The organism is Nocardia elegans NBRC 108235, from assembly GCF_001612845.1.
GTDB lineage: Bacteria > Actinomycetota > Actinomycetes > Mycobacteriales > Mycobacteriaceae > Nocardia > Nocardia nova.
This window is the reverse complement of record NZ_BDBF01000029.1, coordinates 24,266-46,254: the sequence shown is the minus strand read 5'-3', so window position 1 is coordinate 46,254 and position 21,989 is coordinate 24,266. Positions and strand designations below refer to the sequence as shown.

The window sequence follows — 21,989 nt, the reverse complement described above, 5'->3', positions numbered from 1 at the left end:
CCACCGTGTTCACGCTTGCTCGGCGACAGCGACCGTGATCGTGCCGACGACCGTCTTGGGCACGATCAGCCGCCCGCGCTGTCCCCAGCGCCGCCAGGCGAGAAGCGCGGCCGCTTCGGCGACACTGGGCGTGCCGATCGCGACCGCCGCGTGGTGGCCCGGATGGGGGACGTCGACCCGGGCCAGTTCGTCCGCACCGAATCCGATCACCGGCACCCCGAATGCGGCGGCGGCCGCGACGGTTCCCGACTCCTCCGCCCGCCGATCGATCGTCGCAAGACATCGAATCGTGCTGTTCCCCAAAACTTCCCGCACGGCGGCCACAACGGCTTCCGCCGCGGGATCCGGTCGCGCCCCCAAGCCCACGACCACCGCCTCGCTCATCGGGGCCTCCTCGCCCGGCCGCCGCAGATGATCGTCGACCCGCTCGGCACGCCGCGACGCCGGATACAGCGGTCCGCCGGCGGCTCGTTCCGACGGGAGCTCGCCCATCGCCGTCACACGCCGGCGTGCGCGGTGGCGAACTGTTCGCACATCGCGACGAAACGAACTGTGGCCGTGGGGTTCCCGGCGGGATGAGTGTGCAGATAGGACGCATGCACCTGACGTGCCACCGCACCTTCCCGGACCGCGGCGTCGTCGGTGCGCCATCCCCAGGCGGGTGGGTGCGATCCCGTGCTGACCAAGCGGGTGCGGTGGAATTCGTGGCCGCGCACGCGTTCTCCCGCGCGCCACAGCACCGAATCGGCCAATGCCACCGCATCCCGGTAGCCGAGGGTCAGGCGCGGTCCGAATTCGGCGGTGGCATCGAGGACTCCGGCCATGCGGTGCCCGTCCAGCGAGCGGGTCAGATAGAGCAGGCCCGCGCATTCGGCATGAATCGGCATGCCTCGGGCGGCGGCCTCGGCGACCGCGGTCAGCAGTGGCGTATTCGCGGCCAGATCGGCGGCATGCTCCTCCGGGAAGCCACCGGGCAGGACCAAACCGGCTGTCCCCGGGGGCAATTGCTCGTGCAACGGATCGAAGACCGCCACCCGCGCTCCGGCCGCCATCAGCAGTTCCCGATGTTCGGCGTAGCCGAAGGTGAACGCCGGACCGCCGGCCATCGCGATGATCGGCGCGGGCTCTCGCACTCCGCTGCCCGAGGCGGACATCGGTATCGGCGTCTCCGGCTCGCCGGACTGTTGTTGCCCCGCCGTCTCCGCCGAGATCCGCGACGTGCCGATCGCAGGCGCCGAGCTGTCGGACCTGCCGACGGTAGGCGCCGTGCTGTCCAGGAGCAGCGCGGCACCGGCGGGGCCGGGGTCTTCGCCCGGCTCGGGGCCGTCGAGGGCGGTCCGGCTCACGCCGGGGCCCCGCCACTGTAGGTGCGGGGCCGCCGCCGCGACTTCGCCGATCGGATCCCACGCGGGCCCGTTCACGTCGGCGGCGGCCAGTCGCGCGACCGCGCCCACATCGATGTGCGCGCCGACCAGTTCGGTCATGGCCTCGACCGCCGTATGCGCCGCGGAGCCGTGCTCGACCGCAGGGACGAGCCCGAGATGCCTTGCGGGAACAGATAATTCGTCCATTCGCGGCAGTGCGCCCAGCACCGGAAGGCCGACCCGGGCGCAGGCGCCGCGCAGCACCTGTTCGTGGCGCGGACTGCCGACACGGTTGAGGATCACGCCGCCGAGCCGGATACCGCTGTCGTAGGTCGCGAAGCCGTGCAGCAGGGCGGCAAGGCTCTGGCTGTGGCCGCGCGCGTCGACGACCAGCAGCACCGGGGCGCCGAGCAGCGCGGCGACCTGCGCGGTCGAGCCCTCGGCGATGGGGGCGGGGTTCTCGGCGTCGATCCGGCCGTCGAACAGGCCCATCACGCCCTCGACCACGGCCACATCGCAACCCGCGCTGCCGTGCCGGTACAGCGGCACCACCCGCTCGGCACCGACGAGCACCGGATCCAGGTTGCGTCCCGGCCGCCCGGCCGCCAGACCGTGATAGCCCGGATCGATGTAGTCGGGCCCCACCTTGAACGGCGCGACGCGATGTCCGGCGCGGCGCAGCGCTCCGATCAAACCGGTTGCCAGCGTGGTCTTTCCGCTGCCCGACGCGGGCGCGGCGATCACCACGGCCGGAGTGGTCATCGGCCGGCCGCCGTCACCACTCGATACCTCGCTGGCCCTTGCGCCCGGCGTCCATCGGATGTTTCACCTTGCTCATCTCCGTGACCAGATCCGCCGCGTCGACCAGCGCCTGCGGTGCGTCGCGGCCGGTGATCACCACGTGCTGATTGCCGGGCCGGTTCCGCAGCGTCTCGACCACCTCGCCGACGTCCACCCACCCCCATTTCAGCGGATAGGTGAACTCGTCGAGCACGTAGAAGCGGTGCTGTTCGGCGGCCAGCCGGCGCGCGATCTCCCGCCAACCGGCCAGGGCCGCCGCGGCATGGTCGTCCTCGCTGCCCTGTTTGCGGGTCCACGACCAGCCCTCGCCCATCTTGTGCCATTCCACCGGGCCGCCGGTGCCGGTCTCCTCGTGCAGCCGGCCCAGGGTGCGGAAGGCGGCCTCCTCGCCGACCTTCCACTTCGCGCTCTTGACGAACTGGAAGACCGCGATATCGAAACCCTGGTTCCAGGCCCGCAGCGCCATCCCGAACGCCGCGGTCGACTTCCCCTTACCGGGCCCGGTGTGCACGGCGAGCACCGGCTGATTGCGCCGCTGGCGAGTGGTCAGCCCGTCGTCGGGAATCGTCTCCGGAACGCCCTTCGGCATCGCTGCATCCTCCTGGTCGAGCACCTACGCATCACATTCCCACATCCGCGCACCCGCCCGGCCGTGCGGGTCCGGCCGTGCCACGATCAGAACGGTCGCGGATGGTGGCACGAACGTTCACGCCGCCAGATGATGCGGCAATCCGGACTTCACCGCGGCGGCGACCGAATCGCCGGTGAGCTCGCCGAGGCGCAGGTAGGTGGCGCGCAGCTCCCTGGCGAACTCGGCGGCCAGACCCAGCCGAACCATGCCGCGTTCACAGTCCACGACCACGCCGGCCACGCCGTCGCGGGCCAGCAGGCGGGCGGCCGCACGGGCCCGCGGGATCGGGTCGACACCGCCGGTGGCGCGGCCGTCGGTGAGCAGCACGACCATCGCGCGGCGCTGCGGATCGCGGACATGTTCGCGGGCCACCACCTCGCGCGCCTTCAGCAATCCTTGTGCCAGTGGGGTTTTGCCGCCGGTGCGCAGGCCGGCGAGGCGGCGCACCGCGATATCCACCGAGGAGGTCGGCGGCAGCACCAGTTCGGCCTCGCTGCCGCGCACGGTGATCACGGCGACCTTGTCCCGGCGCTGATAGGCGTCGCGCAGCAGAGCGACCACCGCTCCGGTGACGGCCGAGAGCCGGTCGCGGGCGGCCATCGATCCGGAGGCGTCGACGACGAACACCACCAGATTGCCTTCGCGCCCTTCGCGATACGCGCCACGCAGATCGGTGGCCTCCAGTGTCAGCGGGCCCTCGACGCGGCCGCGGGCATGCTGATGCGGCGCGGCGGCGAACAGCGTGCCCAGCAGATGCAGGCCCGCGGAGGTGTCGGTGACCGATCGCACCACCCGGCCGTGCCGGGTGCGGGCGCGTGATCGGCGCCCGGGAGCACCCTCCCCGACTCCCGGTATCTCCCAGTGGGGCGGGCGGGCAGCGGATTTCGCCGGCGCCCCCGCACTGCCCTCGCGGGCGCCGCCGCGCGGGCCGCCGCCCGGTGGGGCGGGGCCGTCGTCGTCGGGGCCCTGGTCGTCGGGGCCGCCGTCGGAACCGTTGTTCTCGGGGCCTCCGTCGGTGTCCGCATCGCCCTCGAACCCACGCTCGAGGTCGTTCTCCGAATCGGCTGCGCCGCTCGCAGATTCGTTCTCCGCACGGCTCTGCTCGGAGCGGGCCCGCTCGGCCTCCTGTTCGGCTTCCCGCATGGCGTCGTCGAGTTGTTCGTCGGTGATGCCCGGTTCGTCGAACGGATCGCGCCGGCGGCGGTGCGGCAGCGCCAGTTCCGCGGCGATCCGCACGTCTTCGGCTGTCACGCAGTCACTTCCGCGCCAGGCGGCGTGGGCCGTCGCGGTCCGCGCCACCACCAGATCCGCGCGCATGCCGTCGACGTCGAAGGAGGCGCACAGCGCGGCGATCCGGCGCAGTTCGATATCGTCGAGCGCCACCTCGGCGAGGCGTTCGCGGGCGGCGAGAATGCGCTCGGCGACATCGCGATCGGCCGCGGCGTAGGCGGCGGCGAAGCCGTCGGGATCGGCCTCGTAGTCGAGCCGGCGGCGCACCACCGCCATCCGCACGTCCACATCGCGCGAGGCCGCGACGTCGACGGTGAGGCCGAACCGGTCCAGCAGCTGCGGGCGGAGTTCGCCTTCCTCCGGATTCATGGTGCCGACCAGGACGAACCGGGCCGGATGCGAATGCGACACGCCGTCACGTTCGATATGCACCCGACCCATCGCCGCCGCGTCGAGCAGGACGTCGACCAGATGGTCGTGCAGGAGGTTCACTTCGTCGACGTACAGCACACCGTGATGGGCCGCCGCCAGCAGTCCCGGCCGGAACGCCTGCTCCCCGTCGCGCAGCACCCGCTCCAGATCCAGCGATCCCACGACCCGGTCCTCGGTCGCACCCACCGGCAACTCCACCAGCCGGGCCGGCCGCTGCCCACCCTCGTCGGTCACCGGCGGCAACAACTGCGCCAGCGCCCGCACCACGGTCGATTTCGCGGTCCCCTTCTCTCCGCGCACCAGCACCCCGCCGATCCCCGGATGCACGGCGCACAGAATCAGCGCCAGCTGCAGCTGCTCCTGCCCCACCACCGCCGAGAACGGAAACCCCGCCTCACCGTCACGATGCGCGGACACGGCCGATGCGGATTCACCTCGGAAATCGGACACGCCCCCACTGTATGCGCGCCCCATTCCGCCCCCGCACCGGGCTGCCCTGTCGCGCTACGGCCGCCGCCCCGCCGCGATCTGCCGCACCACCAGTGGCAACACCACATGCTCAGCCTCGAGCACCCGCGCGGCCAAAGTCTGGGCGGTGTCGTCCGCGAGCACCGGAACCTCCCGCTGCGCGATCACCCGCCCGGTGTCGTAGTCGCCGTCGACCAGATGCACCGTCGGCCCGGTGACCCCGACGCCCGACGCCAGCACCGCTTCGTGCACGCGCAGGCCGAACATGCCGATGCCACCGAACCGTGGTAAGGGCGCCGGGTGGATGTTGAGGATGCGGGAATCGAATTGCCGGCGCGTGCGCGGTCCGAGTTTCTTCATATAACCCGCGGTCACCACCCACTCGGTCGCGTGCTCGACCAGAGCGGCACGGATGGCATCGTCCAATGCGTCGGGGTCGGGATGGGTCGCACCCGAGAGATGCCGGGTCGGAATGCGATTCGCGCGGGCGTAGGCCAGACCCGCGGCTTCGCTGTTGTTGCCGATGACGACTGCGATCTCGAAGCGCGCGCCGGGCTCGAGGGAGGACCGGTGGAGGGCGCGCAGATTCGAGCCGTTGTGTGAGACGAGCACGCCGACTCGAAGATTGCGCACACCTCGCAGTTTCCCACAGCCGCACGAGGGGTTTCGGCGAGCTGCCCACCCGCCGAATACGCTGGGCGGGTGCGGGATGTGGTGCGGGGCTTCGGATATCTGGTGCGGGGGCAGCGGTGGGCTGCGGCGCATCGGCGGGAGCTGGGGCTGGGGTTGCTGCCGGGGGTGATCTCGATGGCGCTGTATCTGGGATTGCTGGTGGCGCTGGTGTGGTTCGCGGGGGATCTGGTGGCGTGGGCGACGCCGTTCGCGGCGCACTGGACGTCGCCATGGCCCGGACTGCTGCGCGGCGGCCTCGCCGTGCTGCTGGTGCTGCTCGGGATGTTCCTGGCGGTGATCACCTTCACCGCGGTGACGCTGGTGATCGGCCAGCCGTTCTACGAGGCCCTGTCGGAACGGGTGGATCGGTCGCTGTCGGCCGACGGCCGGGCGCCGGAATCGGGACTGCCGCTGTGGCGCGAGGTGTGGATCGGGGTCCGCGACGGGGTGCGCATTCTGATCCGGGCGGCGGTGTGGGGCGTGATGCTGTTCTGCGCCGGATTCCTGCCGGTCGTGGGACAGACGGTGATCCCGGTACTCGGAGTCTGCGTGGCCGGGTTCTTCCTGGCCCAGGAACTGACCGCGGTCGCGATGCTGCGCCGCGGAATCGAGCTGCGCGAACATCTCACGATGCTGCGGTCACATCGAATGCTCGTGTGGGGCTTCGGCATTCCGCTGGCGGCCGCATTCCTCGTACCGTTCGTGGCCGTCGTCCTCATGCCGGGCGCGGTCGCCGGCGCCACGATGCTCGCCCGCGAATTGTGTGGTGCGGACAGCGATCCGGCGCCGAATCCTCTGCACGACTGACTTTTCCCGCAACACGAGAGGGCCCCGCACCCGACGAAGGGGTACGGGGCCGAAATCTCCGTGGTGGATTCGCCACTCAGCCCCGGCGCATGGGGATGTGCGCGATCCCGTCCTCCTCGTACTCCTCGCCGTCGGGCTTGAACCCGTGCTTGGTGTAGAGGTCGACCAGATAGGTCTGGGCGTTCAAACGCACTGTCGCCGAACCGGCTTCGGCGATGGCGGCCTGCAGGACCCGGGTGGTGTAGCCGTGACCGCGCGCCTCGGGAGTGGTGCACAACCGGCCGATGCGGAACGACTTCACGCCGTTGTTGTGCTCCTCCAGCAGCCGCAGGGTGCAGATGATCTCACCCTCGTCGTCGAGCCAGAAGTGGCGTGTCTCGGGGAGCAGATCGAGCCCGTCCAGTTCCGGATAAGCGCATTTCTGCTCCACGACGAACACTTCGACGCGCAGTTTCAACAGCTTGTACAGCGTCGCGGTATCGAGATCCGCGGCCCACGACCGTTTGAGCGCAACCGTTGACATCATCGCGTCTTGCTATCACATGATTCAGCTGTGCGCGACCCCTGCGGCGATCGGCGTGTTGTCGACCCGGCCGCTGCCGTTGAGATGCAGCGCCTTGGTCGACCAGTCCCACACCTCATGGAACAGCGCTTGGTTCTCCGACAGCTTCACACCCAGCGACGGCACCATTTCCTTGAGTTTCGGTGTCCAGTCGGCGTATTCGCTCGGGAAGCAGCGCTGCAACACGTCGATCATCGCGCTGACACAGGTGGAGGCGCCGGGCGAGGCGCCGAGCAGTCCGGCGATGGAGCCGTCACCGGCGGCGATCACCGCGGTGCCGAGCTCCAGCACGCCGCCGACGCCCTTGCGCCGGATGATCTGCACGCGCTGACCGGCGGTGATCAGCTCCCAGTCGTGGCCGTCGGCGCGCGGGATGAACTCCTCCATGGTGTTCACCTTGCCCGACGGCGACTTCAGCAGTTCGCTGACCAGGTACTTGACCAGGCCGAGTTCGGTGACGCCGACACCCAGCATCGGGGTGACGTTGCCGGCCCGCACCGACTTGAGCAGGTCGCTGAACTTGCCGTCCTTGAGGAACTTCGGGGTCCAGCCGGCATAGGGGCCGAACAGCAGGCCCGGCTTGCCGTTGATGACCCGAGTGTCCAAGTGCGGCACCGACATCGGCGGCGCGCCGACGGCGGCCTTGCCGTAGACCTTGGCGTCGTGCTGGGCGATGAGCTCGGGGTTGGTGCAGCGCAGGAACTGACCGCTGACCGGGAACCCGGCGAAGCCCTGGATCTCCTTGATGCCGGCCTTCTGCAGCAGCGGCAGCGCATACCCGCCCGCGCCGACGAAAACGAATTTGGCGTTGATCGTGCGCGAGGTGCGGGTGCGGGTGTTGCGGACCTTGACCGTCCAGCTGCCGTCGGACTGCTTGGACAGGTTGCGCACCTCGTTGCCGAACGCGATCTCCACGCCCGAGGAACCGAGGTAGGCCAGCAGCTGCTTGGTCAGCGATCCGAAGTCGATATCGGTACCGGTCTGGGTCCAGTTCAGCGCGACCGGCTCGGAGAAGTCGCGCCCTCGGGCCATCAGCGGCAGGCGGCGGGTGAACTCGTCCGGGCTGTCGATGAATTCCATGCCCTCGAACAGCGGGTGCCGGGCCAGCGCCGCGTGGCGCTTGCGCAGATACTCCACGCCGTCGGCGCCGTGGCAGAAGCTCACGTGCGGAATGGGATTGATGAAGCCCGAGGGGTCGGCGAGCACGCCGTTCTCGGCGCCATAGGCCCAGAACTGGCGCGACACCTGGAAGCGCTCGTTGATATCGATCGCCTTGGTGATGTCGACCGAACCGTCGGCGGCCTGCGGCGTGTAGTTCAGCTCGCACAGCGCCGAGTGGCCGGTGCCCGCGTTGTTCCACGGGTCGCTGCTCTCGGGCGCGGCCGCGTCCAGCCGCTCGAACATGGTGATCGACCAGTCGGGCTGCAACTGGCGAAGCAGTGCACCCAGGGTGGCACTCATGATGCCGGCACCGATGAGGACTACATCGGTCTTTTCAGTCATCGCAGCGTTCGGCACGGGGTGATCGACTTCCTTGTCCAGCGCGGGCACTTGGTGGGCGGGTAATGAGGTTACCCGCCGTTCACTTCAACTTGATTCTGCCCCTCACCATGCCCGTTTCCGAAACCATCACACACGCACCTTCGGCACGGCTCGCCGTGCAGGCCCCTGAGCGGGTCGAATATCGTGAAGCTGTGACGAACGAGACGCCGCTGGCCCCGTCGACCACCCAGGCCTGGCAGCCCGATGTCCTGGGCGAGGGATATCGGCAGCTGACCATCCCACTCGGCCCCGATCCCGATGGTGAGGGGGTCGTCGAGGCCACCCTGGTCCGCCACGAGCCCGACATCGCCGAGCCGGCCGCCGGCGCCGTGCTGTACGTGCACGGTTTCACCGACTACTTCTTCCAGAAGCACCTCGCCGAGCACATGAGTGCGCGCGGCTACCGCTTCTACGCCCTCGACCTGCGCAAGTGCGGGCGGTCCCGGCGCCCCGGGCAGACCGCGCACTACGTCAGCGACCTGCGGCTCTACGACGCGGAACTGGACCGCGCGGTCGAGATCGTGCGCGAGGAGACCGGGTTGCCGGTGCTGCTGATGGCTCACTCCACCGGCGGTCTGGTGCTGCCGCTGTGGCTGAACCGCCGCGACGCCGCCGCCCAGGACATCACCGGCCTCGTGCTCAACAGCCCGTGGTTCGATCTGCAGGGCCCGGCCTACTACCGCCACATCGGCACCGCCGTGATCGGCGGTGTCGGCCGGTTGCGCGCGATGACGCGCCTGCCCGGCGGTGAGCTGAGCACCTACGGCGACAGCCTGCACACCAGCGTCTCCGGCGAATGGGACTACAACCTGGATTGGAAACCGCTGGGCGGGTTCCCGGTCCATCTGGGCTGGTTGCGCGCCATCCGCAGGGGTCACGCGGAGCTGCATCGCGGGCTCGACGTCGGCGTTCCGGCGCTGATCCTGCGTTCGAAGGTGACGAAGTTCATGCGCGAGTACGGCCCCGCCGCCGATGTGTCGGATGTGGTGCTCGACGTTCGCCAGATTCAGCGCTGGTCGGGATGTCTCGGCGGCCGCACCAACATCGTGCCGATCGAGGGCGCCCGCCACGACGTGTTCCTGTCGGCGCCGGAGGTGCGCGCGCACGCGTTCACCGAACTGGACGCCTGGCTGGGCTGGTTGCGGGATTTCCGCGGCGCGCACTGAATCACGTTGCCGCGCACGGTGTTCGCCGATGCGCGCCGTACCGGCGGCGTCGCCGCGGGGGTGCTATCGCGAGCCGGCGCTCACCACAGACCGGAGCGCAGCACGATCTCGGTGGCGAATTCGTGATCGGCCTTGATCGGCACATCGGCGGTGTCGACCTGGGTGACGCGGAATTCGCCGAAGACGTGGCGACCGCAGGAATCGGCGACCGCGCGCGGCAGGTCCTCGGTGGCGATGACGGTGGTGGGCAGCTCCACGGCCGGGCAGGTGGCATCGGCGGCGGTCCCGTCCACGGCGACGGCCGGATGCGGCCGCCCGGCCACCACCAGTCCGACGAAGCGGCCGAAGCCGCGCGCGCCCAGCTGCCAGGCCAGTTCCGCACCCGCGCCGTACCCGGCCAGGTTGGCCCAGGCCACGCCGAGATCGTCGAGGATCGCATACACCGCGGCCTTGTCCAGGCCGTCGATCGACTCCACCGTGATGGTGCGCAGATCGGAATTGTGCAGTCGCTCGCACACCTGGTCGTAGACGTCGGCCGGAGCTCCGGCGTCGGGCAGCAGCAGCACCGTATGCCTGGACTCCGGCCCGCCGACTCGTACGGTCCAGGCGCGGTCACCGACCGCGATTTGCCGGGTCTCCATGCCGATCCACGCTACACGGGAGCGGGCGGGCGCACGCCATGTCCTCGGCCACGTTCCCGGCCGGTGATGACTCGGATCGCAGCGCTGTGAGGTGGGTGGCGCGGGCCCCGGATCCGGCCAACGGGCACACCCGGCGGCCGTGCTCAGCGGCCCACGGTCACCGAGGGCAGACCCGCGGGCGCCCCGCCGCTGATCAGCCGCTCGAGGGCCGCGACGTCGAGGTGTTTCTCGATGAGGTCGGCGAGCAGGTCCAATTGCGCGGTCCGCACCGCCTCCACACTCGTGTCCGGCGCGACGACGAATCCGGTGCGCCCGGCCTGCCCGGCGGCCTCGCGCAGCCAGGCGCGGCGGAACTCGTCGGATTCGAGCAGTCCGTGCAGGTGAGTGCCCCGTACGGCACCGCGCACACTGCCTTCGGCGACGCCGCCGCGGTCGTCGTCCGAGGCGGCCCCGGCTACCTCGACCCACGCCGGATCGCCGCTGCGCCGGACCCGGCCGTGGTGAATCTCGTAGCCCGACAAGGACATTCCGGCCACCGCGCCGCCGGTCGTCGCGCCTCGGCCGGCGCTGCGGCGCAGTACCTTGGGTTCGGCGAACTCGATATCGAGGTCGAGCAGCCCGAGGCCCGCGACCTGCCCGGCCGAGGACTCGACCTCGTCGTCGATGCGGCGACCCAGCATCTGGTATCCGCCGCAGATCCCGAGGACCGGCTTGCCCGCCGCGGCGTGGGCGCACACGGCATCGGCGATTCCAGTGCGGCGCAACCAGTTCAGGTCCGAGACCGTGGATTTGCTGCCGGGCACGACGACGAGGTCGATTCCGGCCAAGCGCGACGGATCGCTCACCCAGCGCACCGAAACCCCCGGCTCACACGCCAGGGCCTCGATATCGGTGGAATTGGAGATGCGCGGTAGCCGGATCGCGCCGACGGTCAGCCATTCGGTGCCCACCGGCGGGCGAGGCCGGCCGACCGGGGCGTCGGCGACGGTGCCCAGAGAGTCCTCCGCGTCGATCCACAGCTCGTCGCTGAAGGGCAGGACACCGAGCGTCGGGCGGCCGGTGAGCGCGGTCAGCTGCTCCAGGCCCGGGCGCAGCAACTCTACGTCGCCGCGGAACTTGTTGACGATGTAGCCCGAGATCAGCCGCTGATCCTCGGGGTCGAGAATCGCCACGGTGCCGAACAGATGTGCCAGCACCCCGCCGCGGTCGATATCGCCCACCAGCAGCACCGGCAGCTCCGCCGCGCGCGCGAGACCCATATTCGCCAGATCCGTTGCGCGCAAATTGATCTCGGCGGGCGAGCCGGCGCCCTCGCAGATCACGACATCGAAGTCGGCGCGCAGGGCGGCCAGTTCCCCGGCGACGACCTCACGCAACCGACGCCGGTGCCGGAAATAGTCGCGGGCCCCCACGGTGTCGACGGCGAGGCCCCGCACCACCAGCTGCGAGCGGCGATCGCTGCCGGGTTTGAGCAGGACCGGATTGAACCGCACGCTGGGTTCGAGTCCGCAGGCGCGCGCCTGCAATGCCTGTGCCCGGCCGATCTCGCCCCCGTCCAGGGTGACGACCGAATTGTTGGACATGTTCTGCGCCTTGAACGGCGCCACCCGCACGCCGCGCCGCGCCAGCATGCGGCAGATCCCGGCCACCACCACGCTTTTGCCGGCATCGGAGGTGGTGCCGGCGACCAACAGCGCGCCGTTCACCGCATCACCGCGACGGCCAGACCCGCGCATCTCATGGGAGCGTGAGGATTTCGGCGCCTTCCTCGGTCACGACCAGCGTGTGCTCGAATTGCGCGGTCCACTTGCGGTCCTTGGTGACCACGGTCCAGCCGTCGTCCCAGATCTCGTAATCGATGCCGCCGAGGTTGATCATCGGCTCGACGGTGAAGGTCATGCCCGGCTCGATGACCGACTCGATGGCGGGCTGGTCGTAGTGCAGGATCACCAGGCCACTGTGGAAGGTGGGGCCCACGCCGTGGCCGGTGAAGTCGCGGACCACGCCGTAGCCGAAACGGTTCGCATACGACTCGATGACGCGCCCGATCACGTTCAGCGCCCGCCCCGGTCGCACCGCCTTGATCGCCCGCATGGTGGCCTCGTGGGTGCGCTCCACCAGCAGCCGGGCCTCCTCGTCGACGTCACCGGCGAGGAAGGTGGCGTTGGTATCGCCGTGCACACCGTTGATGTAGGCCGTGACGTCGATATTGACGATGTCGCCGTCCTCGATCACGGTGGAGTCCGGAATGCCGTGGCAGATCACCTCGTTCAGCGAGGTGCAGCAGGATTTGGGGAAGCCCTTGTAACCCAGCGTCGACGGGTAGGCGCCGTGGTCGCAGAGATATTCGTGCACGACCGCGTCGAGGTGATCGGTGGTGACGCCCGGGGCGACGGCTTTACCGGCCTCCTGCAGCGCCTGGGCGGCCAGTTTGCTCGCCAGCCGCATCTTCTCGATGGTCTCCGGCGTCTGCACCCACGGCTCGCGCCCCTCGTTGACGGTCTTCTTCCAGGCGTACTCCGGCCGCTCGATCGAGCGCGGCACCTCGCGGACGGGCGAGAGCGTTCCGGGGACGAGTGGCTTGCGGGTGCGCACAGACATGCATTCAGACTATCCGCCCCCGGAGGCGGCCAGGGCGGTGACGCCCGCTGTGCGCTGCGGTTACCGGGCGGGCGGCGTGGCGACGCCGCTGACGAGGTCGGTGTAGCCGTCGACCAGTTCGGCGAGGTGGTACCAGTGCTTGTGAGTGGTGTCGCTGCGGGCGCCGTCGCGGTCGATGGCGCGGTTGGCGGCGACCCAGCTGCCGGCCATGCGGTCGACCATCGGCCCGAGGACATCGGTGCGCAGCGCGACGCCGGTGCGATAGCCCGGCAGTTCGCGTTCGACCCATTCGTTGATGTCGTCGATGAGTTCACCGCGGCGGCAGTCGATTTCCGCGATGAGAATCGGGTCGGCGATCTGCGCGCGCCGGGTGTGCAGCTCGGCCAGCGCCCGAGCGGATCGCAACAGTTCGCGGTCCTGGAATCGCCGACCTTGGAAGGCGCACAACAATTGCGGGGCTGCTGGTAACGCACTGGCAATCGAAGTCGTCATCGTCGCACCGTCATCACTGATCTCCGGATTTCGCTCGTCCGTAGTTCGGATCGAATGTGGCGAATCTAAGGGTAGATCGGATTCTGCTCTTGCATATGCAAGAACGCAAGATTGCGTCTGCATTGCCGGAATCACGGTGTGGTCACAGTCTTCCCGAACAAGGATACGCCTGCGACGTGCGGTGATGTCTCGAGAACGACTGTGCCGGCAATCATTTCACGGGACTGCCGTGCGTGGCCGGAACCCGCGACGGCGCGTCGGCGAGCTCCCGCGGCCCGCTCAGTGCGGCGCCAAACCACGCAAAACGATCTCCATACCTTCTCGAAATTCCTCCTCGGCCGAGATTTCCCGGGCCTGCGTAGCGGTTTCGATGAGGTAGGGATAGTCGGCCGAGGGCAGCGTCGCGATCGCCGCGGTACCGGCCCCGCCGATCGCCGCATAGTGTTCGTTCTCCAGACAGCCGAGCAGGAAGGCCACCAGCGTCCGCTGAGCTATCACTCGCTCCCGCCCCGTGAAGCCGCCGGCGGTGAGGGCGGCGAGGGTGGCGTCCATCCAGCGCAGCGCGGCCGGACTCGCGTGCCGATGCCGCGGCACCAGCGGAGCCGTCGCCGGGTGCGCCGCGACCGCCGCCCGCATCCGCTCGAGCAGTAACGCCAGTTGTGCCCGCCACGGCGCGTCGACCGGGGTGGACACGTCGACCTCACCGAGCACCCGATCGACGATCAGCACTTCGAGGGCCTCACGGTCGGAGACGTAGCGGTACAGCGCCATGGTGGCCATGCCCAATTCGGCGGCCACCGCACGCATGGTCAGCCCGGGCAGACCCGCGCGGTCGATGACCGCCAGGGCCGCCGCCGACAGGTCCGCGGTGGTCAGCGAGCGAGGACGGGGCACGGATTGACAGCGTACAAGATACGCGCATACTGGTCGTAGGCGTACGAGGTACACCTACATAGCGAGGAGCATTCATGTCGGCACCCACCACCGTCGCGAGCCGGACCCTGACCGCGGTCACCGGCACCGAGATTCCCGTCCCGGATCCCGACCGCCTGATCCACCTGCAATTCCGCCGGTTCGCCGGATGTCCCATCTGTCACCGGCATCTGCGCACCTTCATCACCCGGCACGCCGAGATCGCCGCCGCCGCCATCCGCGAGGTCGCCGTATTCCATTCCCCGGCGGACGAATTGACCGACTACGCCGCCGATATCCCGCTGGAGCTGATCGCCGATCCGGACAAGGCGCTGTATCGCGAATTCGGTGTGGAATCCGCACCTCGCGCACTGCTGCATCCGCGGGCGTGGCCGGGTATCGCGCTGGCGGTCGGCAGCGCCGTCGGCCCGATGGCACGCGGCGAACAACCGACGCCCCGCGGCACACCGCAGGGCGGTCGCCTCGGCCTGCCCGGCGACTTCCTCATCGCCTCCGACGGCTCCATCGCCGCCGCCCATTACGGCTCACACGCCGACGACCAGTGGTCGGTCGACGAATTGCTCTCCTACGCAAAGGAATTCCGCTCATGATGACCATCGAACTGTTCGTCTCCGGGGCCACACCGACGCGCGAGCGCCGCGCCGCCCTGGCCGAACGCATCCTGCACGCCCTGACCACCGGCGAATCCGCACCCGAGCAGGTCCTCGCTCGCGCCCGGGAGTTGACCCACGTGCTGATCCACACGCCGGAGGTGTGGGCGACCGGCGGTCCCGATCCCTCGACCGCACAGCGCTATCTGGCCCGCGTGACGGTGCCCGGGTCCTGGAGCAACACGGAAGGATTCGGCGCGCACCTGATCGCGGCGATCACCGAGGCCGTCGCTGCGACCGAACCGGATCCGGACCGGCTGTCCCGGGACCCGCATTGCCTGGTGCAGATCATCGGCCTGCGCGAGGGCAATGTCGGCACGCTGGGACATGCGACCTCCGGAACCGAGATCACCCGGCTGATCACCCAGGACTACCACCCGGCCGAGGATCACCGGGACGTGCCCGACGGCCATGTGATCGATCCGGTGTGCGGTATGACCGTGGAGTGGGCGACCGCGCGCTTCACCCTGACGCACGACGGTGTCGACTACGCCTTCTGCGCGCCGGGCTGCCGGAAGGCCTTCGCCGAGCAGCATTCGATCACCGCAGGCGGCTGAGCCGGTCCGGCCGGATCAGCTCGTACTCGCGTGCATCTCCCAGATCAGCACCTCACTCGGCGCCACGGCCGTGATGCGTTGCCCGCCGGTGCCCGTGGTGCGTACCGCGTCACCGGCGGACAGGGCGGTCTGCTCGTCCGGGCCCTCGAAGGCGAGGGTTCCGCGGGCCACGAAGACATGACCGAACGGCGCCTCCGGCACCAGCACCGAACGGCCCGGGTCCAGCCGTGCGACATGGAAGGCCGCGTAGCGGTTGCCGAGGGTGATCGCCGTCTCCGCGCGATGGCGAGGTATTCCGGATGCGACGGTGACCAGCTCGTTGCGTGACAGGTCGGCCTCGACGTCGGATTCCTGATAGCCCGGCGCGCGGCCGGCCTCGTCCGGCGGTATCCACATCTGCACCACGTGCAGGTTCGCCCGCTCGCCGTACCCCGCGCCGTTGCGTTCGGAATGCAGGATTCCGGTTCCCGCGCTCATGCGCTGGGCCAGGCCCGGACGGATCAGGCCCGAGTGTCCCTCCGAATCCTGGTGCACCACAGTGCCTTCCAGCACCCAGGTCACGATCTCGGTATTCAGATGCTGATGGGTGTCGAAACCGGCACCGGCCTCGACGACATCCTCGTTGTGCACCAGCAACATTCCGTGCGCATGGGCGGCGAGATCGAAATTCCCGGTCGCGGGAAACGACTGCCGGGAATCGAGCCATTCGTTCCGCCAGCCGTATCGCTGGTCGGACCGTACGATCCGCACCGCCTCCACTGCCGTCGGCACCATGGCGATCGACCTCCGTTCCACCCGTGTTCTCCTGCTGCAATCCCCGGGCAATCGTGGATATTCCCGGGTGGGAACGACCGCGCCGGAACCCGCGGAACGGGCGGTATGCTCGCCCGACCGTTCCCGAATCCGTGGAACGTGCTCGAGCGTCCCGAATCTCACAAGGAGTACGCGCGCGATGGCAGGTAAACGCACGGTGCTGACGGTTCAGTTGCGGCGGTTGGCCGCACTGCTGTCGGAGATGCGTGAGCAGGCGGGGATCAGCAAGGAGGTGGTCAGCGCCCGCACCGGCATCAACGTCACCACGCTCTACCGGATCGAGACCGCGCAGGCGCGCCCGCAGCGGCGCACCCTCACCGCGATGCTCGACCTGTACGGCATCGGCGAACCGCAACGCTCCGACGCGGTGCAGTTGCTCATGGAAGCGCAGAAACCGGGCATGTCGCGTCCGTTCGAGGCGGCTGTCTCGGAGGTCTACGCCGCCTACATCAATTTCGAGACCGAGGCGCTGTCGGCGCGATTGTTCCAGACCTCGTTCATCCCCGGCCTGTTGCAGACCGAGCGCTACGCGTGGGCGGTCCTGGATACCGCGATGCCCAAGGTCGAGACGTCGGTGATCGAACAGCGCCTGCGGGCCCGGGTGGAGCGCTCGAAGGTGCTGACCCGCGACGGAAATCCCCTGGAGTTGTGGGTGGTCCTCGACGAGGCCGCGATCCGGCGGGTGGTCGGCGGGCCCGAGGTGATGCGCGAACAGTTGCTGCGGCTCACCGAGGACACCGACAAGCGCAATGTCATCCTGCAGGTGCTGCCGTTCGGCGCGGGTGCGCACCCGGCGATGGTCGGCTCCTTCGTCGTCCTCGACTTCCCCGATCCGGCCGACCCCGAACTGGTCTACGTCGAGGGGATCGCCGGCGACGATATCGTGGAGGGCCACAACGAGATTCGCCGCTTCGGCGTGATGTTCGACCAGCTGCGCGCGATGGCCCTGAGTCCGCGCGACTCCGCGGAGATGATCAACGAGATCGCCGAGGGCCTGCGCTGAGCGATGCCGGCGCGGCGCCGGTCACTGCCGGCTGGCGCGCCGGAATCCGACCGCCGCCGGCACGGCGAAGACGACCATCGCACCGACCGACCATCCCACCGTCGCCCACAGTGGCCCGCGCGCGGGCTCGCCGAGCGACAGCGCGCGCATCGAGTCGATCGCCGTGGACATCGGCTGATGTGCCACGATCGGCTGCGCCCAGCCGGGATAGGCCTCCAGCGGAACGAATCCGGTGCTGAAGAACATCAGCAGCGACGAGCCGAGCGAAATGGCCTCCACCACGAACGTCTTCGCCGAATACACCGCCACCGCCGTCACCATGGTGGCGAATCCGAGTCCGTAGAGCAGCGGCACGCCGAGCACCGCGAGCGCGGCGGCGGGACGATGGAACCGGAAACCGAGCGCCATACCCACCGCGAACAGCACCACCGTGCACAGCACGATCCGGGCGACCTCGGCGAGCAGCCGCGACAGCAGTCCCGAGGCGCGATGGACCGGCAGCGCCCAGAACCGGCCCAGCAGACCCGCATCGCGTTCGCGGCCCAGCGTCACCGCCCCGGCCAACGATCCCGACATCACCGACACCACGGTCACCATCGGCACCGAACCGTAGAGCGCGTCGACGCCGGAGAACGCGGAGATCTGCCGTCCGAGCACCGTATTCAGCATCACCAGCAGCAGCGCCGGGAACACCAGGATCTGTGCCGTCGTGAGCGGATCGCGGCGCCAGCGCCGCAACAGCCGGCCGGTCTGCACCAGGGTCTGCGGCAGCAGATATCGCCAGCGCTCGGTATCCGCCTGCACGGTCGCCAGCTCGCGCACCGCGGTGTCCGCCCGCGTCATCGCTGCCGCCGCACGGCCAGCACCACCGAACCGCCGCCGAAGACCAGCAGCCCGGCGACCGTCCACACCACACCCGGTCCGATCGTCGATCGGTCCACCGCTGTCGCGAAACCCGGCTGGTCACCCGCGAGCGCCCGCATCGCGTCGACGAATTGCGACACCGGCTGATTCCGCGCGAAACCCTGGATCCACGGCGGGAATTGGGAGGCCGGCGCGAACCCGGTGGACACCATGCCGAGGATCAACTGCGGCAACATCAGCACCTGGGTGGTGGCCTCCGGCGATTTCGACAACGCCCCCAGCAGATCGCCGAACAGTCCCAGCATCAGCCCGACCGACACCGCGAACAGGACGAAGCCGACTGTTTCCCAGAAACTTCCGCCGAACCGGAAGCCGATCACGTGCGCGGCCAGCAGCGCCGCCACCAAGGCGATCGTGATGCGGTATCCGGTGGCGGCGGTGCGGGCGACCAGCGGCGCGATCGGCGGAATCGGCATGGTCCCCAGACGGGCGTCGAGGCCGTCGCGGGCGTCGACCGCCGCGCGCAACGCGGCCGCGGTCGCGCAGAACGACACCGCCTGCATGACGATCATCGGCATCAGGAACTGGGCGTAGCTGCTCGCGCCGTGCCCGGCGAAGCTCATCACCCGATTCAGCGGTACGTAGAAGCCGAGGGTGAACACCGTCGGCGCCAGCACCGCGGTGAGTACCTCGCCGTTGCGCAGCGAGGGCCGGATCTGGCGGCGGGTCAGCACCCAGCACGGCAGCCACCAGCCGCGCAGCACGGCATGCGTGCCCCGCCGCGGCACCGGCTGGATTCGCACTGTCATCGCCCGCTCCGTTCGCACGCGGTCGGCATCCGTCCATCACACCAGACGCCGGGCCGCCGCGGCGCGATCTCGGCGCGAGCGGGGCCCGATTCGCGGTGTATGTCGTGGCTTACCCCGTCTCGTCCCGGACGAACCGGACTCTGCCGCGTGGTCGTCCCACCCTCGGCGCCGCAGGGAACTATGCTGTGCGCCGTGCTCGAACCCCAACCCGCCGTCGCGCCCCATCCGGATATCGCCCATCTGGCTCCGCTGCTGGGCACCTGGCGGGGCTCCGGCCACGGGGAGTATCCGACCATCGAGCCGTTCGACTATCACGAGGAGATCCGGTTCGGCCACGTCGGCCGGCCGTTCCTCACCTATCGGCAGCGCACCCGCCACGCCGGCGACGGCCGCTCGCTCCACGCCGAAACCGGCTACCTGCGCTCGACCGGCGCGGACCGGGTGGAGCTGATCCTCGCTCACCCCACCGGCATCACCGAGATCTGCGAGGGGCGCATCGCGGTCGTCGAGGACGGACTGCGGCTCGAGCTCGATTCCACTCATATCGGCACCTCGAGTACGGCGAAATCGGTCACCGCGCTGGGCCGCTCGATTCATCTGTCCGGGGACACGATCGACTACAAGCTGCGAATGGCGGCCGTCGGGCAACCGATGCAACATCATTTGTCGGCCAGCTTGCGCCGAGCTGAACAGAATTAGAAATTGACGGTATAACCAGGCTTTCATGCCCTTTTCCGCTGCGCGTTCCGGCGCAGGGGGTTGTCGGCGCGCGGTTCTCCGGTTTACGGTTTTCCGGGTCGGCTAATAGTCGGCGAACCGATGGCTCGATGCCAGTGGCTCTGACTCACCGATAAGGGAGAAGACCATGAAGCGTTCGACGCTCACGCTGATCACCGCGGGGATGATCCTCGCCGGGACTGGGGCCGTGGAGATTCTGGGAGACGGTTCGGCCGGGTCGTCACCCCCGACCGAGCACGCGACCTCGGCCACCGTCGGTGGAACGGAGGTGCAGGGACAATAAACGGCTCACGAACGTCACCGCTTTCACCCCCGTGACCGGACGCCACCGCGCGTCCGGTCACGTGTATTCGGGGACTCCCCAAGAATCTTCGTCCGCACGGCGCGCACACGCCCCGGCTCAGGCACTCCCCGGCGGCAGAGCCGCCAGCATATCCCTGGTCACCGCGACCGCATTGTCGGAACTCCCGCCGCGGACCAGCAGCGTCGCCCACGCGAGATCGCCGCGATAGCCGATGAACCACGAATGCGATCCGCCGTCGACCTCCGCCTCACCGGTCTTGCCGAACACCTCGCCCTGGTCGGCGATCCGCTCGGCGGTACCGCCGGTGACCACCTTGCGCATCATCGCCTGCAGGCCCTCCACCACCTGCGGCGACAGGCTCGGCCGGTCGCCGTGGACGGCCGTCTCGTGCCCGGAGATCAGATACGGCGTCGGCGCCGACCCGTGTGCGACCGTCGCCGCCACCAGCGCCATGCCGAACGGACTGACCACCACCCTGCCCTGGCCGATCCCGTCCTCGGTGCGAACCACCTCGTCGTCGGCGCGCGGCACCGAACCCGATACGGTCGGCAACCCGGCCACGGTGTAGTCCGGGCCCACCCCCATCCGCGCCGCCGCGTCGGTCAGGGCCGCACCGGGCAGTTCGCTGGCCAACTTCGCGAAGGCCGTATTGCAGGACCGCTCGTACGCCGTCGACATCGGCACATCGCCGAGGGAGAACAGATCGTAGTTGGGAATTGTGCGCTCCCCCACCACTATTCGGCTCGGACACGGCACGACGGTATCCGGATTCGCGATGTCCGCGGTCATCGCGGCGGCGGCGGTGACGGTCTTGAAGGTGGAGCCGGGCGGATACAGCCCGGTCGTCGCGACCGGCCCGTCGGTGTCGGCGGCCTCGTTCTGCGCCACCGCGAGGATCGCCCCGGTGGAGGGCTGGATCACCACCATCATGGTCTGCTCACGGCGCGGGTCGACGGCCCGCTGCGCGGCATTCTGCACGGTGCGGTCGATACTCAGCGAGAACGACGGGGCCGGTTGCGGCGCAACCTCTTTCAGCACATCGGTATCGACGCCGTCGGCGTTGACGGTGACCACACTCCAGCCCGCCTTGCCGTCGACCTCGTCGATGACGGTCTTGCGGATCTGCGTCATCAGGTCGGGCGCGAAATGCCGGTCGGTGGGGAGCAGATCCCACTGCCGGTCGGTGATCACTCCGGGCAGGCCCAGCAACTGTCCGCTGACCTGGTCGAATTCCCAATCGCTGAGGCCCAGGACGAGAGTGGGACCGTGTTGTTTCCGGGCGGCGGCCAGGATCGCGTCGGTGGTCAGGGTGTCGTCGAACTGTTTCAGCGCGGCCGACAGCGCTCCGGCCACATAGTCCGGATCCGGGGCGTCGGACACCGCGAACGAAATCCGGTGCACCACACCCGGAACCAGGACGTCGCTACCGGATCGTTCGTTGACCCGGGCCCGCGGAGCCGGAGTGGTGCGCAGGTGCAGGCTCTGGGTGTCACCCAGTTTCGGATGGATGTCCGAGGCGCTCCAGCGCACCTTCCACTGCCCGCCGCTGCGCCCCATCTGCAACTGGCCGGAGTAGCTCCAGGCGCGGTCCTTCGGCAGGGTCCACTCGTAGGTGTAGTCGACGGTGGCGGTGTCGCCGGTGACGCGCGCGGATCCGGTGTGCGCGGTCAGGTGCTGCGCCTGCAGGTTCTGCCACGCCGAAGCCAATGCCGCCGAGGCCTTCTCGGGCTGCGTGGTCAGATCGGCGGCGTGCGCCGCGTCCTGCCGGGCGAAGGCGGAAAGGAAGGAGTCGGCGGCGGCTACCGGACCCTGCGGTCCGGACGAACACGCGCTCGCCGTCACCACGACAGCGGCGGCCGCACCCAGCACCAGTGCGCGCGGCGCACATCTCGACTTCCACATCGCCACC

23 protein-coding genes are annotated in these 21,989 nt (G+C 69.4%); 7 read left to right on the top strand and 16 right to left on the bottom strand.

Going from position 1 to position 21,989, the window contains the following annotated elements; all coding sequences use genetic code 11:
- Positions 1-9: 9 nt before the first annotated feature.
- The 5 genes from NE2_RS20815 to purN form a co-directional block, all read right to left on the bottom strand.
- Complete coding sequence (locus NE2_RS20815) at positions 10-492, bottom strand: cobalamin biosynthesis protein (protein WP_228817815.1); 483 nt, start codon at positions 490-492, stop codon at positions 10-12.
- 5 nt (positions 493-497) lie between these two features.
- Positions 498-2,126, bottom strand: a complete 1,629-nt coding sequence (locus NE2_RS20810) for a cobyrinic acid a,c-diamide synthase CobB (RefSeq protein ID WP_063028613.1) — start codon at positions 2,124-2,126, stop codon at positions 498-500.
- Positions 2,127-2,139: 13 nt separating this feature from the next.
- Positions 2,140-2,754 carry a cob(I)yrinic acid a,c-diamide adenosyltransferase gene (gene cobO, locus NE2_RS20805; protein ID WP_063028611.1) on the bottom strand — a complete coding sequence of 205 codons (615 nt, stop codon included), beginning with the start codon at positions 2,752-2,754 and terminating at the stop codon, positions 2,140-2,142.
- Between the two features lie 117 nt (positions 2,755-2,871).
- Entirely contained in the window at positions 2,872-4,908 is a 2,037-nt protein-coding gene (locus NE2_RS20800) for a magnesium chelatase subunit D family protein (protein ID WP_233429842.1), read from the bottom strand.
- Positions 4,909-4,962: 54 nt separating this feature from the next.
- Positions 4,963-5,559, bottom strand: coding sequence for a phosphoribosylglycinamide formyltransferase (purN, locus tag NE2_RS20795; RefSeq protein ID WP_063028607.1), 597 nt, complete (start codon positions 5,557-5,559; stop codon positions 4,963-4,965).
- Between the two features lie 69 nt (positions 5,560-5,628).
- Here purN and NE2_RS20790 point away from each other — a divergent pair, with 69 nt between their 5' ends.
- Positions 5,629-6,405 carry an EI24 domain-containing protein gene (locus NE2_RS20790; RefSeq protein WP_063028605.1) on the top strand — a complete coding sequence of 259 codons (777 nt, stop codon included), beginning with the start codon at positions 5,629-5,631 and terminating at the stop codon, positions 6,403-6,405.
- Between the two features lie 76 nt (positions 6,406-6,481).
- Here the strand turns inward: NE2_RS20790 and NE2_RS20785 are convergent, their stop codons facing one another.
- A complete protein-coding gene (locus NE2_RS20785; RefSeq protein WP_030513138.1) occupies positions 6,482-6,931 on the bottom strand; it encodes a GNAT family N-acetyltransferase in 450 nt (149 codons plus the stop codon).
- Between the two features lie 21 nt (positions 6,932-6,952).
- Positions 6,953-8,470 (bottom strand): malate dehydrogenase (quinone), encoded by a 1,518-nt coding sequence (mqo, locus tag NE2_RS20780; protein WP_084494209.1) that lies wholly within the window; start codon positions 8,468-8,470, stop codon positions 6,953-6,955.
- A gap of 191 nt (positions 8,471-8,661) precedes the next feature.
- Between mqo and NE2_RS20775 the strand changes: the two genes are divergently transcribed.
- Complete coding sequence (locus NE2_RS20775) at positions 8,662-9,675, top strand: alpha/beta hydrolase (RefSeq protein WP_063028603.1); 1,014 nt, start codon at positions 8,662-8,664, stop codon at positions 9,673-9,675.
- 80 nt (positions 9,676-9,755) lie between these two features.
- Here NE2_RS20775 and NE2_RS20770 read toward each other — a convergent pair whose 3' ends face one another.
- The 5 genes from NE2_RS20770 to NE2_RS20750 all read right to left on the bottom strand — a co-directional run bounded on the left by NE2_RS20770 (position 9,756) and on the right by NE2_RS20750 (position 14,303).
- Positions 9,756-10,316: a hypothetical protein gene (locus tag NE2_RS20770; protein WP_063014910.1), complete on the bottom strand. Its 561-nt coding sequence runs from the start codon at positions 10,314-10,316 to the stop codon at positions 9,756-9,758.
- Positions 10,317-10,459: 143 nt separating this feature from the next.
- A complete protein-coding gene (locus NE2_RS20765; RefSeq protein WP_063028601.1) occupies positions 10,460-12,052 on the bottom strand; it encodes a cobyric acid synthase in 1,593 nt (530 codons plus the stop codon).
- A gap of 1 nt (position 12,053) precedes the next feature.
- Positions 12,054-12,917, bottom strand: coding sequence for a type I methionyl aminopeptidase (gene map / locus NE2_RS20760; RefSeq protein WP_063028599.1), 864 nt, complete (start codon positions 12,915-12,917; stop codon positions 12,054-12,056).
- Positions 12,918-12,977: 60 nt separating this feature from the next.
- Positions 12,978-13,409, bottom strand: coding sequence for a hypothetical protein (locus NE2_RS20755; RefSeq protein ID WP_030513131.1), 432 nt, complete (start codon positions 13,407-13,409; stop codon positions 12,978-12,980).
- Positions 13,410-13,688: 279 nt separating this feature from the next.
- Positions 13,689-14,303, bottom strand: a complete 615-nt coding sequence (locus NE2_RS20750) for a TetR/AcrR family transcriptional regulator (RefSeq protein WP_063028597.1) — start codon at positions 14,301-14,303, stop codon at positions 13,689-13,691.
- 74 nt (positions 14,304-14,377) lie between these two features.
- On the opposite strand from NE2_RS20750, the gene NE2_RS20745 reads away from it, so the two are divergent.
- Both NE2_RS20745 and NE2_RS20740 read left to right on the top strand, forming a co-directional pair.
- Positions 14,378-14,932: a peroxiredoxin-like family protein gene (locus tag NE2_RS20745; RefSeq protein ID WP_063028595.1), complete on the top strand. Its 555-nt coding sequence runs from the start codon at positions 14,378-14,380 to the stop codon at positions 14,930-14,932.
- The gene (locus NE2_RS20740) at positions 14,929-15,549 is read left to right on the top strand and encodes a YHS domain-containing protein (RefSeq protein ID WP_063028593.1); all 621 of its coding nucleotides are present in this window, start codon (positions 14,929-14,931) and stop codon (positions 15,547-15,549) included. The genes NE2_RS20745 and NE2_RS20740 overlap by 4 nt, the downstream gene beginning before the upstream one ends.
- Positions 15,550-15,564: 15 nt before the next feature.
- Here NE2_RS20740 and NE2_RS20735 read toward each other — a convergent pair whose 3' ends face one another.
- Positions 15,565-16,323, bottom strand: coding sequence for a pirin family protein (locus NE2_RS20735; RefSeq protein ID WP_063028591.1), 759 nt, complete (start codon positions 16,321-16,323; stop codon positions 15,565-15,567).
- Positions 16,324-16,501: 178 nt separating this feature from the next.
- Here NE2_RS20735 and NE2_RS20730 point away from each other — a divergent pair, with 178 nt between their 5' ends.
- A complete protein-coding gene (locus tag NE2_RS20730; protein ID WP_062962471.1) occupies positions 16,502-17,365 on the top strand; it encodes a helix-turn-helix domain-containing protein in 864 nt (287 codons plus the stop codon).
- Positions 17,366-17,386: 21 nt separating this feature from the next.
- On the opposite strand, the gene NE2_RS20725 is transcribed toward NE2_RS20730, so the two are convergent.
- Together NE2_RS20725 and NE2_RS20720 are read right to left on the bottom strand one after the other, a co-directional pair.
- Entirely contained in the window at positions 17,387-18,208 is an 822-nt protein-coding gene (locus tag NE2_RS20725) for an ABC transporter permease (RefSeq protein ID WP_084494202.1), read from the bottom strand.
- Positions 18,205-19,038, bottom strand: coding sequence for an ABC transporter permease (locus NE2_RS20720; RefSeq protein WP_084494201.1), 834 nt, complete (start codon positions 19,036-19,038; stop codon positions 18,205-18,207). The genes NE2_RS20725 and NE2_RS20720 overlap by 4 nt, the downstream gene beginning before the upstream one ends.
- 180 nt (positions 19,039-19,218) lie before the next feature.
- Here NE2_RS20720 and NE2_RS20715 point away from each other — a divergent pair, with 180 nt between their 5' ends.
- Positions 19,219-19,737, top strand: a complete 519-nt coding sequence (locus tag NE2_RS20715; protein WP_063028589.1) for a peroxynitrite isomerase — start codon at positions 19,219-19,221, stop codon at positions 19,735-19,737.
- Positions 19,738-19,903: 166 nt separating this feature from the next.
- A complete protein-coding gene (locus NE2_RS35825; RefSeq protein WP_157110953.1) occupies positions 19,904-20,059 on the top strand; it encodes a hypothetical protein in 156 nt (51 codons plus the stop codon).
- A gap of 117 nt (positions 20,060-20,176) precedes the next feature.
- Here NE2_RS35825 and NE2_RS20710 read toward each other — a convergent pair whose 3' ends face one another.
- On the bottom strand, positions 20,177-21,982 hold the full coding sequence (locus tag NE2_RS20710; protein WP_063028587.1) for a penicillin-binding transpeptidase domain-containing protein: 1,806 nt from the start codon (positions 21,980-21,982) through the stop codon (positions 20,177-20,179).
- Between the last annotated feature and the right edge of the window lie 7 nt (positions 21,983-21,989).

What these genes read in the sequence shown, in the direction of transcription:
- NE2_RS20730 (WP_062962471.1), top strand. Translation starts at nt 16,502, where the DNA reads ATGGCAGGTAAACGCACGGTGCTGACGGTTCAGTTGCGGCGGTTGGCC.
- NE2_RS20765 (WP_063028601.1), bottom strand. Translation starts at nt 12,052, where the DNA reads ATGCGCGGGTCTGGCCGTCGCGGTGATGCGGTGAACGGCGCGCTGTTG.
- map (WP_063028599.1), bottom strand. Translation starts at nt 12,917, where the DNA reads ATGTCTGTGCGCACCCGCAAGCCACTCGTCCCCGGAACGCTCTCGCCC.
- NE2_RS20725 (WP_084494202.1), bottom strand. Translation starts at nt 18,208, where the DNA reads ATGACGCGGGCGGACACCGCGGTGCGCGAGCTGGCGACCGTGCAGGCG.
- NE2_RS20715 (WP_063028589.1), top strand. Translation starts at nt 19,219, where the DNA reads ATGCTGTGCGCCGTGCTCGAACCCCAACCCGCCGTCGCGCCCCATCCG.
- NE2_RS20745 (WP_063028595.1), top strand. Translation starts at nt 14,378, where the DNA reads ATGTCGGCACCCACCACCGTCGCGAGCCGGACCCTGACCGCGGTCACC.
- NE2_RS20740 (WP_063028593.1), top strand. Translation starts at nt 14,929, where the DNA reads ATGATGACCATCGAACTGTTCGTCTCCGGGGCCACACCGACGCGCGAG.
- NE2_RS20735 (WP_063028591.1), bottom strand. Translation starts at nt 16,323, where the DNA reads ATGGTGCCGACGGCAGTGGAGGCGGTGCGGATCGTACGGTCCGACCAG.
- NE2_RS20815 (WP_228817815.1), bottom strand. Translation starts at nt 492, where the DNA reads ATGGGCGAGCTCCCGTCGGAACGAGCCGCCGGCGGACCGCTGTATCCG.
- NE2_RS20755 (WP_030513131.1), bottom strand. Translation starts at nt 13,409, where the DNA reads ATGACGACTTCGATTGCCAGTGCGTTACCAGCAGCCCCGCAATTGTTG.
- NE2_RS20770 (WP_063014910.1), bottom strand. Translation starts at nt 10,316, where the DNA reads ATGGAGACCCGGCAAATCGCGGTCGGTGACCGCGCCTGGACCGTACGA.
- NE2_RS20785 (WP_030513138.1), bottom strand. Translation starts at nt 6,931, where the DNA reads ATGATGTCAACGGTTGCGCTCAAACGGTCGTGGGCCGCGGATCTCGAT.
- mqo (WP_084494209.1), bottom strand. Translation starts at nt 8,470, where the DNA reads ATGACTGAAAAGACCGATGTAGTCCTCATCGGTGCCGGCATCATGAGT.
- NE2_RS20810 (WP_063028613.1), bottom strand. Translation starts at nt 2,126, where the DNA reads ATGACCACTCCGGCCGTGGTGATCGCCGCGCCCGCGTCGGGCAGCGGA.
- NE2_RS35825 (WP_157110953.1), top strand. Translation starts at nt 19,904, where the DNA reads ATGAAGCGTTCGACGCTCACGCTGATCACCGCGGGGATGATCCTCGCC.
- NE2_RS20720 (WP_084494201.1), bottom strand. Translation starts at nt 19,038, where the DNA reads ATGACAGTGCGAATCCAGCCGGTGCCGCGGCGGGGCACGCATGCCGTG.
- NE2_RS20710 (WP_063028587.1), bottom strand. Translation starts at nt 21,982, where the DNA reads ATGTGGAAGTCGAGATGTGCGCCGCGCGCACTGGTGCTGGGTGCGGCC.
- cobO (WP_063028611.1), bottom strand. Translation starts at nt 2,754, where the DNA reads ATGCCGAAGGGCGTTCCGGAGACGATTCCCGACGACGGGCTGACCACT.